Raw genomic sequence first — 15,334 nt, forward strand, 5'->3', positions numbered from 1 at the left:
TTGCCTATTTGGCGGCCGCCTTCTTGGCCGACTTGGCCGCCGTGTCCGCCTTCTTCACGGCCTTCTTCACGGCCTTCTTGGCGGCGGTCTTGCCCGCCGCCGACCGCTTCTTGGCGACCGATGCCTTGACCGTCTGGCCCTTGCCCGCAGTCGGGCCCGAACGCACCAGCTCGGATGCCTTCCACGCTTCGACGTACTCGGTCGCGGATTCAACCATGTACTTGCCGATCTTGGCGTAGTCCCCATCATCCAGGTTCGCCAGCGAGATACGGATCGACCACGGCGGCCCGCCAAACCCGCCGCCGTCCATCAGCACCACGCCCGTTTTCTCCGCCAGGCGGAACAGGAAATCAACCGGCTCATAGTTGTCGATCATGTATTTGCAGAACGCATCGCCGTACATGATCTTGGCCCAGACCATGAAGTCCAGTTCGACGTAGTACCAGCCGCGCATCGGATCTTCCGGCGGCATCGGGATGCCCAGCCCGCGCCACAGCGCGTCGCGCCGGCTGCGCACGATCTGCATGGTCAGGTGCTTGTAGGCGTCCTTCAGATCCAGCAGGTGCGACAACGCAAAAAACCCCATCTGCACCTGCTGCGGCAAGGACAGCCCCGCCGTGTGGTTCAGGGCCACCTCGCGGCTGTCGGCGACCAGGCGGTCGATGAACTTGAGCTTTTCGGGCTCCATCGTCATGGCGCCGTAACGCTTGTCCAGGCGCTTTTTCCACGACGCGGGCAGCTCGGCGATGCGCCGGTCCATTGTGTTGTTCTCGTGCGTGGCGATGACGCCCAGGCGCCAGCCGGTGCAGCCGAAATTTTTCGAGAACGAGTACACGCAAATGGTGTTCTGCGGCACCTCCGCCATCAGCGAGCGGAAGTTCGGCACGAAGGTTCCATACACGTCATCGGTCACCAGCACCAGATCGGGATTTTTGCGGATGATGCGTACGATCTGCTTCATCTCGGGGGGGCTGAACGCCACCGAAGGCGGATTGCTGGGGTTCACCGTGACCGCGAGCTTGATCTTGGGATCCTCCAGCTTGGCAATTTCCGAGGCCGGATAGTGCCAATCGTGCGTGCCGTCGGCGCGCAGGCTGCTGGCGTTGATGCCGACGATCTTGAACTGAAAGCGCTCCAGGTGCGCGATCTCGATGTAGGGCGTGAACGTCGGCAGGAACAACGCGATCGTGTCGCCTTGCTTCAAGAGGCCGTTCACCATCAGCGAATCGAAGATGTAGCACATGGCCGCCGTGCCGCCTTCCACCGGGAAGAGGTCGAACTTGCCCTTGGGCGGGCGGCCGTCGCACATCTCCTTGATCAGGTAGTCATGGATGATCTGCTCGGTGTGCACCAGCGCGCGCGGCGGCACAGGATAGTGGTCGCCGATGATGCTGTCGGTCAGTTCATGTATCCACTCGTCCGGATCGAACCCCTTGATCTTGACGCCATATTCCAGCACCCCGACGAGAAAATCGTAGCCGTCCTCGCTCTTGTGCTTGGACAGGAACTTGCGCAGCCGGTCGGCGCATCCCTTCTTTGCCGGCATGCCCGCCAGGATGCCCTCGTCGCGCACCCGGCGCGCCTCCTTCATGGCGAACCGGCCCATCAGGAAGAAGGCGTCCCGCGGTTCCGTGGCGATCCAGTTGGGATTGCCGCGACCCGCATTCAACATGGACGCCGCAGCAGACTGCTGGCTGTCCTTGGCCAACGTGATCAGGTAGTCCTTCAGTTCGAACGGTGAGAGTTGCTCCAGGTCGCGTTGGTGGGAACGCGTGGTCTTCAAGGCCGAGGCCAGGCTGACGGTGACGGGCGCAGTGGAAGCCATTTTGTGTACTCCTGGGTGTGCGTGTTGACAGGCGCCATGAGGTCGAGCGCCGTTACGATTGCCGCGCTTCTATGTAGCACCTGCAAGCCGGCGCTTGCGGGCAGTCCTGCTAAGCCATGAGCATGACGATGACAATGCCCCAGATGATGAGCAGGGTATTGCCGATGGCGTAAGGCACCGTGTAGCCAAGCGCCGGGACCTGACTCTTTGCGGTCTCGGTGATCTGGCCGATCGCCGCGGTGGTGGTCCGCGCCCCCGCGCACACGCCCAGCGAGATGGCGGGGTGGAACTTGAAGACGTAGCGGGCGATGAGCACGCCCAGGATCATCGGGATGCTGGTGGCGATGACGCCCGCGATGAAAAGCTTGGCCCCCAGTTGCTGGAAGCCCTGCACGAAGCCCGGTCCCGACACGATGCCCACCACCGCGACGAATGCGGTCAGACCCACCGATGTCAGGAACCAGTGCACTGGCTCGGGCACACGCCCGAAGGTCGGATGCACGGACCGCAGGTATCCGAAGATCAGCCCGGAGATCAGCGCGCCGCCGGACGTCGACAGCGTGATCGGAATGCCGCCCACCGTCAGCACCAGCGTGCCGAACAGACCGCCCAGCAGGATGCCGAAGCCCACGAACACCATGTCGGTCTGGTTGGTGGCGCGGTCCACGTAACCCAGCTTGCTGACCACGCGTTCGACGTCGCGCGTCGCGCCGAGGATGAAGAGGCGATCGCCGCGGTCCAGCTTCAGACCCCAGTTGACCGGCATCTCGTGGCCGCCCCGCACGACCTTGCGCAGGAACACGCCGCGGCCCAGTTGGCGCACGGTCTCGTTCTCGGCAAGCTCCTTGAGCGTCTTGCCGGCCACGTTCTTGTTGGTCAGCACGACTTCGACGATCTCCGCCGGCAGGTTGATGGCGTCGCGATCTTCGACCTCCGTGCCGATGAGGCCAGCCGCCTGCAGCACCAACGCGTCATGGCGGCCCGTCACGCCCAGCACGTCGCCGGCCTGCAGCGTGGTGCTGGAGTCGGCATCGATGATCTGGTCGCCGCGGCGGATGCGCTCGACAAAGACACGGGCGTCCACGAACTTCGCTTCCAGTTCGCCCACCGTCTTGCCGACGTATTCCGCATGGTCCAGCCGGTAGGCCCGCGCGGTGAACTTGCGGTAGCCCGACAGTTCCATCGAATCGGCCCCGCCGGACATCTTGGCCTCGTACTCCTTGCATTCCTTCACGATGTCCACGCGCATCAGCTTGGGGCCGAGGGAAGCAAGCAGCCAGGCGCTGCCGACCGTGCCGAAGATGTAGCAGACCGCATACGCGACGGGAATGTTGTCGATCCACTGCTTCTTGGTCGCCGCGTCGACGGACAGGCCGTTGATCGTGTCGGTCGCCACGCCCATGACCGCGGATATCGTCTGCGCGCCGGACAACAACCCCGCGCCGGTCCCGGCATCAAAACCGAATCCGATCGCGGTCACCCAGGTGACCAGCAGGCAGAGGACGCAGATGATGACGGCGAATATGACCTGAGGCAGGCCATCGCTTTTCATGCCTCGGAAGAATTGCGGTCCGACGCCGTAGCCAAGACCGAAAAGAAAAAGCAGGAAGAACACCTGCTTGAGAATGGGAGCAATCGAGATGTTGAGCTGGCCGACCAGCACGCCCACCAACAATGTCCCGGTCACTGCGCCCAGATTGAATCCGAAGATTTTCTTGGCCCCGATCCAATAACCCAGGCCCAGGGTCAAGAAAATCGCCAGCTCCGGGAACTTACGTAGCGTGTCAAAGAACCATTCCATCACGAATCTCCTTCGTTCTGTACAGGTCAAGCACAATCGCAAACAGTGAGTAGCGCGCGAGGTACGTTATCAGAGTCTTTACGAAAATAAAACCATTTCGATTTTCTTGGGCGCGCGAGTTTCGCAGCGCAAAAAAAAACCGCGGGCGCCTGGCCCGCGGTTTTGATTGCAACGGCTGTGGTTTACAGCGCGTTCGTCAGCTCGGGAACGACGGTGAACAGATCGCCCACCAGACCGTAATCGGCCACGCCGAAAATCGGCGCCTCGGCGTCCTTGTTGATCGCGACGATGACCTTCGAATCCTTCATACCGGCCAGATGCTGGATGGCGCCCGAGATGCCGACGGCCACGTACAGTTGCGGCGCGACGATCTTTCCGGTCTGTCCGACCTGCCAGTCGTTCGGCGCGTAGCCGGCGTCGACTGCGGCGCGCGAAGCGCCCAGCGCGGCGCCCAGCTTGTCGGCCAGCGGATCCAGGATCTTGAAGTTCTCGGCGCTGCCCAGACCACGGCCGCCCGACACCACGACACGCGCGCCGGCCAGTTCGGGACGATCGCTCTTGGCGACTTCGCGGCCCACGAACGTCGACAGGCCCGAATCCGCAACGGCGGCGGCGTCTTCGACCGAGGCCGAACCGCCTTGGGCCGCGACGGCGTCAAAGCCGGTCGTGCGCACGGTGATGACCTTGACGGCGTCGGCCGATTGCACGGTGGCAATGGCGTTGCCGGCGTAGATCGGGCGCTGGAACGTGTCGGCGGATTCGACACCGATGATGTCGGAGATCTGAGCCACGTCGAGCTTGGCCGCGACGCGCGGCGCCACGTTCTTGCCCGACGCGGTGGCCGGGAACAGGATGTGGCTGTAGTTCGAGGCCACGGCCAGCACCTGCGCCGCGACGTTCTCGGCCAGGCCGTCCGCCAGATGCGGCGCGTCGGCCAGCAGCACCTTCGCCACGCCGGCGGCTTGGGCAGCCTGGTCGGCCACGGCGCGCGCATTGGCGCCGGCGACCAGCACGTGCACGTCGCCTCCGATCTTGGCGGCGGCGGCGATGGCGTTCAGGGTTGCGCCCTTGAGATGGGCGTTATCGTGTTCGGCAATAACCAGCGTCGTCATGATCAGACCACCTTCGCTTCGTTCTTGAGTTTGTCCACCAGCGCCGCGACATCGGCAACCTTGATGCCGGCCTTGCGGGCGGGCGGCTCGCTGACCTTCAGCGTCTTCAGGCGGGGCGCGGGATCAACGCCCAGGTCTTGCGGCGTGACGGTGTCCAACTGCTTTTTCTTGGCCTTCATGATGTTCGGCAGCGTGACGTAGCGCGGCTCGTTCAGGCGCAGGTCGGTCGTGACGATGGCCGGCAGCTTGAGCGACAGGGTTTCCAGGCCGCCGTCGACTTCACGCGTCACGGTGACCTTGCCGTCGGCCAGTTCGACCTTGCTGGCGAACGTGGCTTGCGGCCAATCCAGCAGCGCGGCGAGCATCTGGCCGGTTTGATTGGCGTCGTCGTCGATGGCCTGCTTGCCCAGGATCACGAGCTGGGGCTGTTCCTTGTCGACCAGGGCCTTGAGCAGCTTGGCGACGGCCAGCGGTTGCAGTTCGGCATCGGTCTGGACCAGCACGCCGCGATCGGCGCCGATGGCCATGGCGGTGCGCAGTGTCTCCTGGCATTGCGCAACGCCGCAAGAAACCGCCACGACTTCAGCGACCGCGCCCTTTTCCTTCAGGCGGGTGGCTTCTTCGACGGCGATTTCGTCAAAGGGGTTCATGGACATCTTCACGTTGGCGATATCCACGCCGGTCTGATCAGACTTGACGCGCACCTTGACGTTGTAGTCAACGACGCGCTTGACAGGTACCAACACCTTCATCCCGCTGCCTCCAATTGGAAAATAATGACCCGGCTTTGCGCCGGGATCGCATTGCACAATTTTTTCCTGATTCTACAGCTTCGCCAGCGCCCGTATGTGCGCGACCACGCTGCGGCCCAGGGCTGACAAGTTGTAACCGCCCTCGAGCGTGCTCACGATCCGGCCCTGACAGTGGCGGTCAGCCACGTCGACGAGCTGCTCGGTGATCCAGGCGTAGTCCGCCTCGACCAGTCCCATCTGCCCCATGTCGTCCTCGCGGTGGGCGTCAAAGCCCGCCGACACGAGGATCAATTCGGGACGGTGCGCCTCCAGCCGCGGCAGCCAGGTGTCCGTGACGATGGTCCGGACCGCGGCGCCCGCCGTGTAGGCGGGCACGGGCACGTTCAGCATGTTGGCGGCGGGCTGATCCGCGCCGCTGTTGGGGAAGAACGGATGCTGAAAGAAGCTGCACATCAGCACCCGATCGTCGCCGGCGAAGACGTCTTCCGTGCCGTTGCCGTGGTGGACGTCGAAATCGACGATCGCCACGCGCGTCAGGCCGTGGAAGTCCATGGCGTGCTGCGCCGCAATGGCGACGTTATTGAAAAAGCAGAATCCCATGGCCTGCGAACGGCAGGCGTGATGGCCCGGCGGACGCACGGCGCAGAAGGCCGTGCGCGCCTCGCCGCCCAGCACCGCGTCGACCGCGGCCACCCCGGCGCCCGCGGCATGCAGCGCGGCTTCGTAGGTGTGCGGGTTCATGAGGGTGTCGGGATCGATAGGGTAATACCCTTGCTCCGGCGTATGTTTCTGCAAACTGTCCAGGTACTGGACAGTGTGCACGCGCAAGAGGTCGTTGCGGGACGCCTGCGGCGCCTGCCGGTCATCCAGATAAGGCATCAATCCGCTTGCGAGCAACTGATCGGAGATGGCGTCCAGCCTCTGGGGGCTTTCCGGATGCCAGCTTCCCATTTCATGCAAGCGGCATGCCGGGTGGGTAAGATACATGGTCTCCATAAGGAAGATTATGTTCATCTGTCGGCGAATACTGCAACTCGGCGCGCTTTCCGCCCTGCTGGCGGGGTGCTCCACCACCACTCCCACCGCAGCACCCTCCACTTCCCTCGCTCCCCAGACGGCCCAGGCTTCAGGGACCACTCCCATCCGAATCGGGCCCAGCACGCCGACGCTCGGCCCCGAACTGGCGGACGATGCGCCCGCCACGCTGACGCCGTCGGGCGCGCTGCGCCCCGACGTTCGCACCTTCGTCGAAAACCTGGCTGCCGAACGGCAACTGCCCCTGGCGCCGATGGTCTCCGCGCTGGAAAGCTCGCGCTACAACGCCACGGTGGCACGGCTGATTGCGCCTTCCCCGCCTGGCAAGAAGGTCTGGCGAAGCTGGCTGACCTACCGGTCGCGCTTCGTCGAGCCCAAGCGCATCGCCTGGGGTGTCGAGTTCTACAACGAAAACCGCGACCTCCTGAACCAGGCCGCGCAACGGTTCGGCGTGCCCGCGCCCATCATTGCCTCCATCATCGGCGTGGAAACGCTGTATGGCCGCAACATGGGCAACTTCCGCGTGCTGGACGCGCTGGCCACGCTGGCCTTCGACTATCCCGATCCCGCCAAGCCCGAGCGCGCGACGATGTTCCGCACCCAGTTGGCGGACTTCCTGACGCTGGTCATGAACGACAAACTCGAGCTGGAAACGCAAGGGTCCTACGCCGGCGCCATCGGCATGCCGCAGTTCATGCCGACCAGCGTGATGCACTACGCCGTGGACGGCGACGGCAACGGCCATATCGACCTGACCAACAACACGCAGGACGCGATCATGTCCGTGGGCAGCTTCCTGGCGCAGCACGGCTGGCAGCGCGGCCTGCCGGTGTTCGCGCCCGTGGTGCTGCCCGCCGACCCCACCGCCCTGGTGGACGGCGGCCTTGAGCCCAAGCAAAGCTGGACCACGCTGTCGGCGGCCGGCTCGCAGCTCAAGCCCGGCGCATCCAGCGATGGCTGGATCAGCCAGCCGCTGGGCGTGGTCGATCTGGTCGAGGAAATGCGGGGTACGGCGCAGTATCGCGTGGGCACGCCCAATTTCTTTGCGCTGACCAAGTACAACCGCAGTTATTTCTATGCGACGTCGGTGGCGGATCTGGCCACGGAGATCGAGGCCCGCGTGGCCCGGTGATGGCGCGCGGGGACGCCCGGCCTTCCGGGCGCCCGTTGCTGAAAAACAAACGCCCCGGCGGATTCAACCGCCGGGGCGTTTTTCATTCAACGCCAGCCCGCGTATCAGTTGAACACGCCCGTCGACAGGTAGCGGTCGCCGCGGTCGCACACGATGAACACGATCGTCGCATCGTTGACGCGCTCGGCAACCCGCAGGGCCGCGACCAGCGCGCCGGCCGACGAGATGCCGCCGAAAATGCCTTCCTCGGCGGCCAGCCGCCTCGCCATGACTTCGGCTTCGGACTGCTGGATGGACTCGTAGGCGTCCACGCGGCTGCGGTCAAAGATCTTGGGCAGGTAGGCCTCGGGCCACTTGCGGATGCCCGGGATCTGCGACCCTTCGGCCGGCTGCGCGCCCACCACCTGCACGGCGGGGTTGCGCGACTTCAGGTAAGTCGACACGCCCATGATCGTGCCCGTGGTGCCCATCGCGCTGACGAAGTGCGTGATGCGTCCTTCCGTCTGATTCCAGAGTTCCGGGCCCGTGGTTTCGATGTGCGCGCGCGGGTTGTCAGGATTGGCGAACTGATCCAGCACCACGCCCCGGCCGTCGGCCTGCATCTCGGTGGCCAGATCGCGGGCGTATTCCATGCCGCCCTTGTCGGCCGGCGTCAGGATCAGTTCCGCGCCATAGGCCGCCATGGCCGCGCGCCGCTCGACGGACAGGTTGTCCGGCATGATCAGGACCATGCGGTAGCCCTTCATGGCGGCCGCCATGGCCAGCGCGATGCCGGTGTTGCCGCTGGTGGCTTCGATGAGGGTGTCGCCCGGCTTGATGTCGCCGCGCTCTTCCGCGCGCTGGATCATCGACAGGGCCGGACGATCCTTCACGGATCCCGCCGGGTTGTTGCCTTCCAGTTTGGCCAGGATGACATTGCCGCGCGCGTCGCCCGCCGCCCCAGGAATGCGCTGCAGGCGCACCAGGGGCGTGTTGCCGACGGTCTGCTCGATAGTGGGGTAGGTAGTAGTCATGCGGTCGATCATAACTCCGCCCGGCGCGGCGCGGCCGCAAAAGCCGCGCACGCGCCAGGGTCAGCCAGCGCCTGGCTCAGGGTTTGACGCGGACCTGTGCCGGCGCGCTGGCCGCCGGCGGCGTCGTCGGCTTTGCCGCACCTGCCTTGCCCGACGCAGGCCTGGCACCGGGCGCCGCGCCGGACGCGCCAGGCGGCGGCCTGGACACGGCGCCCACCGCGCCGATCGTCAGGCCTGCCGCCTGCAACGCCTGGGCTTTTTTCTGCCCGATGCCACGTACGCGCTCGGTCAGGTCGTCGAGCGATTCGAAACCGCCGCCACGCTCGCGCTCGCGCACGATGATTTCGGCGGTGCGCGGGCCGATGCCTCGCACGCCTTCAAGCTGGGCCGCGGTAGCCTGGTTGATGTCCACTGCGTGGGCGGGCGGCGCGGCCACGCCCAGGCCGGCGGACAGCAGCAAGGCGCCGAGCGCACGCCGCAGTGCGTGGGGGCGCCCACGCGGGCATGCAGGGATAGCAGCCGGACGCGAGCGGCGCCACGGGGCCAGCGGCAAGTTGCGGGCAACGGTCGAATGGACGAAGGGATTCATGGGGCTCTCCTGACGGTTCCGGACGCGACGGTTGCCGCGTTCCGTTCCCATCATCAGGGCCGGCGGCGCCGTACGCCCGACCGGTGAATCAATACATCCACCTCGGCAACTACGCGCGAAACGGCGCAGGCCACTGAAAAAAAAGCCACCGCATTGCGGTGGCCTTGCTTGCTGCTTTGCCCGCGGGGCGGGTTATTTCCGTGCACGCCAGTAGCGCACGTATTCGGCCACGCCCGTCTGCACGTCGCGCATCGGCGCGGTGAAACCCGCTGCCCGAAGCTGCGTGACGTCGGCCTGCGTGTAGCTCTGGTAGCGGCCCTTGAGGTCGTCCGGGAACGGGATATAGCGGATCAGGTCCAGCTCGGCCAGTTGGGCCAGCGTCAGCTCGGCCTCGCCACGCTCGGCGCGCAGCGTGTTCACCACCGCGGCCGCGACGTCGTTGAACGGCTGCGCCTTGCCGGTGCCGCAATTGAAAATGCCGGACTGCTCGGGGTGATCCAGGAAATGCAGATTCACCGCAACCACGTCCTCGACCGAGATGAAGTCACGGCTCTGGCCGCCATCCACATAGCCGTCCCAGCCCGCAAAGAGGCGCACATGCCCGTGCTCCAGGAACTGGTTCATGTTGTGGAAGGCCACCGAGGCCATGCGACCCTTATGCTGCTCGTGCGGACCGTACACGTTGAAGTACCGCAGACCGACGACCTGCGCCGTCAGGCTGTCCATGCGCTTGCGCAGCACCTGGTCGAACAGCAGCTTGGAATAGCCGTAGACGTTCAGCGGGCCTTCGTTGTCGGGATGCTCGACGTAGGTCGTCGATCCGCCGTACACGGCCGCCGATGACGCATACAGGAACGGCACGCGGCGCGCCTGGCAGAACTCGAAGAGTTCCAGTGTGACGCGGTAGTTGTTGTCCAGCATGTAGCGGCCGTTGCGCTCGGTCGTGTCCGAGCACGCGCCCTGGTGCAGGACCGCGCGGATTTCGGGCAGGCTGCCGTCGGCGACGCGCCGGCGGAAGTCGTCCTTGTCCATGTAGTCGGCGATCTTGCAGTCGACCAGATTGACGAACTTGTCGCCTTCGGTCAGGTCATCGACGGCAATGATGTCTTCGATGCCGCGGCGGTTGAGCCCGCGAACCAGGTTGCTGCCAATGAAGCCAGCGGCTCCGGTAACGACGATCATGAGGATTCTCCTGCCAATTCCGCGGCGGTGACGATGGACGTGCCCAACTTGCCGACGGCGATGCCGCCGGCCTTGTTGGCCCAGCCCATGGCCTCGGCCCACGGCAAGCCGATGGCGCGCGTGACCGCCAGCGTAGCCAGCACTGTATCGCCCGCGCCGGACACGTCGAACACTTCGTGCGCTTGCGCGTCGGTGTGGTCGCGTCCCGCATCGGAAAACAAAGTCATGCCCTGCTCGGACCGCGTCACGAGCAAGGCTTCAAGGTCAAGATCGGCGCGCAGGCGCTGCGCGCGATCGGTCAATTCGGCTTCGGACGTCCAGCGGCCAACGGCCTGCTGCATTTCCGAACGATTGGGCGTGACCAGCGTCGCGCCACGATAGCGCGAATAGTCGTCGCCCTTAGGGTCCACCAGCACCGGGATGCCCGCATTGCGCGCCAGCGCGATCAGCGACTCCACGCGTGTCAGCACGCCTTTGGCGTAATCCGACAGGACGACGATGTCGTGATTGGCCATGTGGCGCGCCAGGGCGGCGTCCACGGCGTCCAGCGACGCCTGCGAGGGATGCTGTTCGAAGTCCACGCGCAACAGCTGCTGCTGGCGGCCCAGCACGCGCATCTTCAGGGTGGTGTGCAGTTCGTTGTCGGCAATAAGGTCGCCCTGGATGCCGGCCTCGGTGGCCAGGCGCCGGACGCTGTCGCCGGCCTCGTCCTGGCCCAGCACGCCGACCAGCGTCACATGGCCGCCCAGGGCCGCGACGTTGCGCGCCACGTTGGCGGCGCCGCCCAGGCGGTCTTCGCGTCGCGCGACCCGCACGACCGGTACCGGCGCCTCGGGCGAGATGCGCTCGACTTCACCGAACCAGTAGCGATCCAGCATGACGTCGCCAACCACGAGCACACGGCTACGCGAAATGGCTTCGGCGGGAAAAGAGTTCATTCAAGTTCTTCCAGACGGCGCGGCGCATAGGTTTCCCAGGCGTTGCAGCCGGGACATTGCCAGTAAAAGCGACGCGCTTGAAAACCGCAATTGCGGCATGCGTAGCGATCGAGCCGTTGCGTATGCTTGTGAATCAGGCTGCGTAGCAGGGTCAGGTCGGCGCCCGGCACCGGGCCGTGATCGCCATCGCCGTCACCGTTGGCAAGCTCGGCTTCCAGCAGACGATCCAGTCCCAGCAGCGAAGGATGGCTGCGCAGCGCGCCGCGGGCAAAGGCCCACGCGGTTGCGGCGCCCTGCTGCACACGCAGTTCGCGGAACACCACGTTGAAGAGGTCCAGCGACGCATGGCGGCCATACTGCTTTTGCAGGAACTCCAGGCCCGCGGCCACCTGATTGGCGTTGCGATAGTTGGCCAGCAACTGCTCGGCCACCAGCCCGGCGTACTCGGATGCGTCGGTCATGACCGATTCCAGATACAGCCTTTCGCGCTTCGGATCCTGTTCGATCAGCGCCAGTCGCGCCCGCAGCATGGCCGTGCGCACCTTGGTGCCCTTGCTCGAGGCAGCCTCGGTGGTGGACAGCGCGTGGTCCGCAGCGTCCAGCGCCTTGTGCGCGGCCTCGACCTCGGGCGGCTTGGCCGTCAGCGCGGTCTGCGCCTGTTCGCAGTAGTAATGCACGATTTGCGGGACGGGCTCGTCGACCAGGCCCTGCAGGGTCTTCACGGCCTCGATCGCACGAGGCCAATCGTGTTCGGATTCATAAATGCGGATCAGCGAGCGCAGCGCGGGCAAGGCGTAGCGCGTGTCCTTGAGCTGCTCGAAACCGCTTTCGGCGCGATCCAGCATCCCGGCTTTCAGGAAGTCCTGCGCCAGTTCGTGCTGGGCGTGTTCGCGTTCGGCCTGCGGCAGATCGGAACGGTTCAGCAGGCTTTGGTGCACGCGGATGGCGCGCTCCATTTCGCCGCGGCGGCGGAACAGGCTGCCCAACGCAAAGTGCAGTTCCGTGGTTTCCGGGTCCAGCTTGGCAACTTCGACGAAGGCGTCGATGGCGCGATCCGGCTCTTCATTGAGCAGGAAGTTCAGCCCGCGGAAATAGGAGTCGGGCAGGCTGCGCGTTTCCCGCAGCATCTGCCGGATATCGAATCGCGCGGCCAGCCAACCCAGCGCGAAAAGCACCGGGACGAATATCAACCACCAAGGTTCAAAATCCACTATTCGGACTCATGCGGTAATTCGATGCAAAAAGGCGGCGCGATGTCACAGCGGCGACATGGGAGCGACGGCTTCGGGGGGCACGACGGGCGTGGTGCCGTTGGCGGCGGCCTGGATGCGATCCAGTTCGCGGCGCAGGCGGATGGCCTCGCGGCGACGGCGCAACGCGGCGGGCACGGTCAGCAGCAGGCCGAACAGCGCGCCAAGCACGAACACGGCCAGCATGACGACGATCAGCGGGACATCCTGGATGACGTAGTCGGCGTAGAACTTCACGGCGACGGGGTCGGTGTTCTTCAAGGCGAACATCAACACCGCCACAAAGACGAGCAATCGCAGGGCCCAGACGAGATAGCGCATGGCGCATGCTCCAGATGATTCGAGACCGTCAATTGTAAGCGACGTCTTCATGACGAGAGAAAAAAAAGCCCCAAGGCGGAGCACGGCGGGCCGATGTAAGGGCCCCCGCGAGAGCCGAGCGTACGCACGAACCGGCGCCACAAAAACAAAGCCCCTCGATTTCTCAAGGGGCTTCGTTCGCGGTCCGATCTGCCCGAAGGCAGCCCTGCCTGGCCGACGCGTCAGTGCATGGCGTGCAAACCTGCCATGGAAGACGGCATCGACTCGCTCGATCCAGAGGATTGAGCGTCCTCGTCATTGCCGCCGACCAGGTCGACCCGTTCGCGCAATTCCTTGCCCGCCTTGAAGTGCGGCACCTGTTTGCCAGGCACCAGCACCTGCTCGCCGGATTTGGGATTGCGACCGACACGGGGCGACCGTTGCGACAACGAGAAGCTGCCAAAACCGCGGATCTCGATGCGCTGACCCGAGGCCAGGGCCTGGGTCATTGCATCCAGAACGGTCTTGACCGCGTAATCGGTGTCGCGGGCGGCCAGCTGAGGATAGCGGGCCGCCAAGGCGGCGATCAGCTCCGACTTGGTCACGAATTAACCGTCGTTGCGCTGTTGGTCCAGCTTGGCCTTCAGCAGCGCGCCGAGGTTGGTGGTGCCGGACGAAGCGCTGGCATCAGACATGCGCTGGATCGTGTCGGCGGTTTCGGCGTTGTCACGGGCCTTGATCGACAGCTGGATCGAACGCGTCTTGCGGTCGATGTTGACGATCATGGCTTCGATGTTTTCGCCGGCGTTCAGCACGGTGGTGGCATCTTCGACGCGGCCCGAGGAGATCTCGGAAGCGCGCAGGTAGCCTTCGACGTCCACGGACAGCGTCACGACGGCGCCCTTGGCTTCGACGGACTTGATGGTGCCCGGAACGACGGCGCCCTTGTCAAACGTGGCGACGAAGTTGTTGAAGGGGTCGCCTTCCAGCTGCTTGATGCCCAGCGAGATGCGTTCCTTGTCGGTATCGATGCCCAGAACCACGGCTTCGATTTCGTCACCCTTCTTGAAGTTGCGCACGGCTTCTTCACCAGCTTCCGTCCACGACAGGTCGGACAGGTGAACCAGGCCGTCGATGCCGCCGGGCAGGCCGACGAACACGCCGAAGTCGGTGATCGACTTGATGGCGCCGCGGACCTTGTCACCACGCTTGAAGTTCGTGGCGAACTCTTCCCACGGGTTCTGGCGGCACTGCTTCATGCCCAGCGAGATACGACGACGGTCTTCGTCGATTTCCAGGACCATGACTTCGACTTCTTCGCCCAGGGTCACAACCTTGCGCGGGTCGACGTTCTTGTTGGTCCAGTCCATTTCGGACACGTGGACCAGGCCTTCGATGCCGGCTTCGACTTCAACGAACGCGCCGTAGTCGGTCAGGTTCGTGACCTTGCCGAACAGGCGGGTGCCTTGCGGGTAGCGGCGAGCCAGGCCCACCCACGGATCTTCGCCCAGTTGCTTGACGCCCAGGGAGACGCGGCTCTTTTCCTGGTCGAACTTGAGAACCTTGGCTTCGACTTCCTGACCCACTTGCAGGACTTCGGAGGGGTGACGCACACGGCGCCAGGCCATGTCGGTGATGTGCAGCAGGCCATCGATGCCGCCCAGGTCGACGAACGCGCCGTAGTCGGTGATGTTCTTGACCACGCCCTTGACCACGGCACCTTCGTGCAGGGTTTCGAGCAGCTTTTGACGCTCTTCGCCCATGCTGGCTTCCAGCACTTGGCGACGCGACAGCACAACGTTGTTGCGCTTGCGGTCGAGCTTGATGACCTTGAATTCGAGGGTCTTGCCTTCGTACGGGGTGGTGTCCTTGACCGGACGCAGGTCCACCAGCGAACCCGGCAGGAACGCGCGGATGCCGTTGGTCATGACGGTCAGACCGCCCTTCACCTTGCCGGTGATGGTGCCGGTAACCAGTTCGCCGTTCTCCAGGGCCTTTTCCAGTTGCAGCCAGGCCGACAGGCGCTTGGCGCGGTCACGCGACAGGATGGTGTCGCCGTAGCCGTTTTCCAGGGAATCGATGGCCACCGAGACGAAATCGCCAGGTTGCACTTCGAGCTCGCCCTGGTCGTTCAGGAACTCTTCCAGGGGGATCAGCGCTTCGGACTTCAGGCCGGCGTTGACGACGACGAAATTGTGGTCGACGCGCACGACTTCGGCGCTGATGACCTCGCCGGACTTCATGTCCTGGCTCTTGAGGCTTTGTGCGAAAAGGTCGGCGAAGCTTTCGCCGCCGGCGGCGGTAGTGGAAACGGAAGACATGGGGTTGAAATCCATTGGGCCGAAATGGCCGTTAAGAACACACCGCAGCGGATTGCCCGCCACAGTGGAGTCAAAATACCTGCC

14 protein-coding genes are annotated in these 15,334 nt (G+C 64.7%); 1 reads left to right on the forward strand and 13 read right to left on the reverse strand.

The annotated features are described in order from the left end of the window. Window positions 1–4: 4 nt before the first annotated feature. The 5 genes from RT697_RS20550 to RT697_RS20570 form a co-directional block, all read right to left on the reverse strand. A complete protein-coding gene (locus RT697_RS20550) occupies window positions 5–1,825 on the reverse strand; it encodes a bifunctional aspartate transaminase/aspartate 4-decarboxylase (protein WP_313701405.1) in 1,821 nt (606 codons plus the stop codon). 109 nt (window positions 1,826–1,934) lie between these two features. Next, window positions 1,935–3,626, reverse strand: a complete 1,692-nt coding sequence (aspT, locus tag RT697_RS20555) for an aspartate-alanine antiporter (RefSeq protein WP_105237934.1) — start codon at window positions 3,624–3,626, stop codon at window positions 1,935–1,937. 182 nt (window positions 3,627–3,808) lie between these two features. Next, entirely contained in the window at window positions 3,809–4,738 is a 930-nt protein-coding gene (locus RT697_RS20560; RefSeq protein WP_313701407.1) for an electron transfer flavoprotein subunit alpha/FixB family protein, read from the reverse strand. A 2-nt stretch (window positions 4,739–4,740) separates the two neighbouring features. Next, window positions 4,741–5,490, reverse strand: coding sequence for an electron transfer flavoprotein subunit beta/FixA family protein (locus RT697_RS20565; protein WP_056322273.1), 750 nt, complete (start codon window positions 5,488–5,490; stop codon window positions 4,741–4,743). Between the two features lie 72 nt (window positions 5,491–5,562). Then, window positions 5,563–6,486 (reverse strand): histone deacetylase family protein, encoded by a 924-nt coding sequence (locus tag RT697_RS20570; RefSeq protein ID WP_313701419.1) that lies wholly within the window; start codon window positions 6,484–6,486, stop codon window positions 5,563–5,565. A 10-nt stretch (window positions 6,487–6,496) separates the two neighbouring features. Between RT697_RS20570 and mltB the strand changes: the two genes are divergently transcribed. Beyond that, entirely contained in the window at window positions 6,497–7,657 is a 1,161-nt protein-coding gene (gene mltB / locus RT697_RS20575) for a lytic murein transglycosylase B (RefSeq protein ID WP_313701409.1), read from the forward strand. 104 nt (window positions 7,658–7,761) lie between these two features. Here the strand turns inward: mltB and cysM are convergent, their stop codons facing one another. The 8 genes from cysM to rpsA all read right to left on the reverse strand — a co-directional run bounded on the left by cysM (window position 7,762) and on the right by rpsA (window position 15,250). Beyond that, window positions 7,762–8,670, reverse strand: a complete 909-nt coding sequence (cysM, locus tag RT697_RS20580) for a cysteine synthase CysM (RefSeq protein WP_313701410.1) — start codon at window positions 8,668–8,670, stop codon at window positions 7,762–7,764. Between the two features lie 76 nt (window positions 8,671–8,746). Then, window positions 8,747–9,259, reverse strand: coding sequence for a helix-hairpin-helix domain-containing protein (locus RT697_RS20585; RefSeq protein WP_313701412.1), 513 nt, complete (start codon window positions 9,257–9,259; stop codon window positions 8,747–8,749). Between the two features lie 192 nt (window positions 9,260–9,451). Then, window positions 9,452–10,441, reverse strand: a complete 990-nt coding sequence (gene rfaD / locus RT697_RS20590) for an ADP-glyceromanno-heptose 6-epimerase (protein ID WP_312429465.1) — start codon at window positions 10,439–10,441, stop codon at window positions 9,452–9,454. After that, the gene (rfaE1, locus tag RT697_RS20595) at window positions 10,438–11,379 is read right to left on the reverse strand and encodes a D-glycero-beta-D-manno-heptose-7-phosphate kinase (protein ID WP_313701414.1); all 942 of its coding nucleotides are present in this window, start codon (window positions 11,377–11,379) and stop codon (window positions 10,438–10,440) included. Before rfaE1 ends, rfaD begins: the two co-directional genes overlap by 4 nt. Continuing rightward, entirely contained in the window at window positions 11,376–12,590 is a 1,215-nt protein-coding gene (lapB, locus tag RT697_RS20600; protein ID WP_313701416.1) for a lipopolysaccharide assembly protein LapB, read from the reverse strand. Before lapB ends, rfaE1 begins: the two co-directional genes overlap by 4 nt. Window positions 12,591–12,635: 45 nt before the next feature. Then, complete coding sequence (locus RT697_RS20605) at window positions 12,636–12,950, reverse strand: LapA family protein (protein ID WP_312429459.1); 315 nt, start codon at window positions 12,948–12,950, stop codon at window positions 12,636–12,638. 221 nt (window positions 12,951–13,171) lie between these two features. Beyond that, complete coding sequence (locus RT697_RS20610) at window positions 13,172–13,534, reverse strand: integration host factor subunit beta (RefSeq protein ID WP_008164033.1); 363 nt, start codon at window positions 13,532–13,534, stop codon at window positions 13,172–13,174. A 3-nt stretch (window positions 13,535–13,537) separates the two neighbouring features. Next, on the reverse strand, window positions 13,538–15,250 hold the full coding sequence (rpsA, locus tag RT697_RS20615; protein WP_313701417.1) for a 30S ribosomal protein S1: 1,713 nt from the start codon (window positions 15,248–15,250) through the stop codon (window positions 13,538–13,540). Window positions 15,251–15,334: the final 84 nt, after the last annotated feature.

It is taken from the genome of Achromobacter sp., from assembly GCF_032113835.1.
In the GTDB taxonomy this organism is placed as follows: Bacteria; Pseudomonadota; Gammaproteobacteria; order Burkholderiales; family Burkholderiaceae_B; genus Achromobacter.

Coding starts and splice junctions, on each gene's coding strand:
- RT697_RS20585 (WP_313701412.1), bottom strand. CDS start 9,259: ATGAATCCCTTCGTCCATTCGACCGTTGCCCGCAACTTGCCGCTGGCC.
- mltB (WP_313701409.1), top strand. CDS start 6,497: ATGTTCATCTGTCGGCGAATACTGCAACTCGGCGCGCTTTCCGCCCTG.
- rfaE1 (WP_313701414.1), bottom strand. CDS start 11,379: ATGAACTCTTTTCCCGCCGAAGCCATTTCGCGTAGCCGTGTGCTCGTG.
- rpsA (WP_313701417.1), bottom strand. CDS start 15,250: ATGTCTTCCGTTTCCACTACCGCCGCCGGCGGCGAAAGCTTCGCCGAC.
- RT697_RS20570 (WP_313701419.1), bottom strand. CDS start 6,486: ATGGAGACCATGTATCTTACCCACCCGGCATGCCGCTTGCATGAAATG.
- aspT (WP_105237934.1), bottom strand. CDS start 3,626: ATGGAATGGTTCTTTGACACGCTACGTAAGTTCCCGGAGCTGGCGATT.
- RT697_RS20605 (WP_312429459.1), bottom strand. CDS start 12,950: ATGCGCTATCTCGTCTGGGCCCTGCGATTGCTCGTCTTTGTGGCGGTG.
- RT697_RS20550 (WP_313701405.1), bottom strand. CDS start 1,825: ATGGCTTCCACTGCGCCCGTCACCGTCAGCCTGGCCTCGGCCTTGAAG.
- cysM (WP_313701410.1), bottom strand. CDS start 8,670: ATGACTACTACCTACCCCACTATCGAGCAGACCGTCGGCAACACGCCC.
- RT697_RS20565 (WP_056322273.1), bottom strand. CDS start 5,490: ATGAAGGTGTTGGTACCTGTCAAGCGCGTCGTTGACTACAACGTCAAG.
- rfaD (WP_312429465.1), bottom strand. CDS start 10,441: ATGATCGTCGTTACCGGAGCCGCTGGCTTCATTGGCAGCAACCTGGTT.
- RT697_RS20560 (WP_313701407.1), bottom strand. CDS start 4,738: ATGACGACGCTGGTTATTGCCGAACACGATAACGCCCATCTCAAGGGC.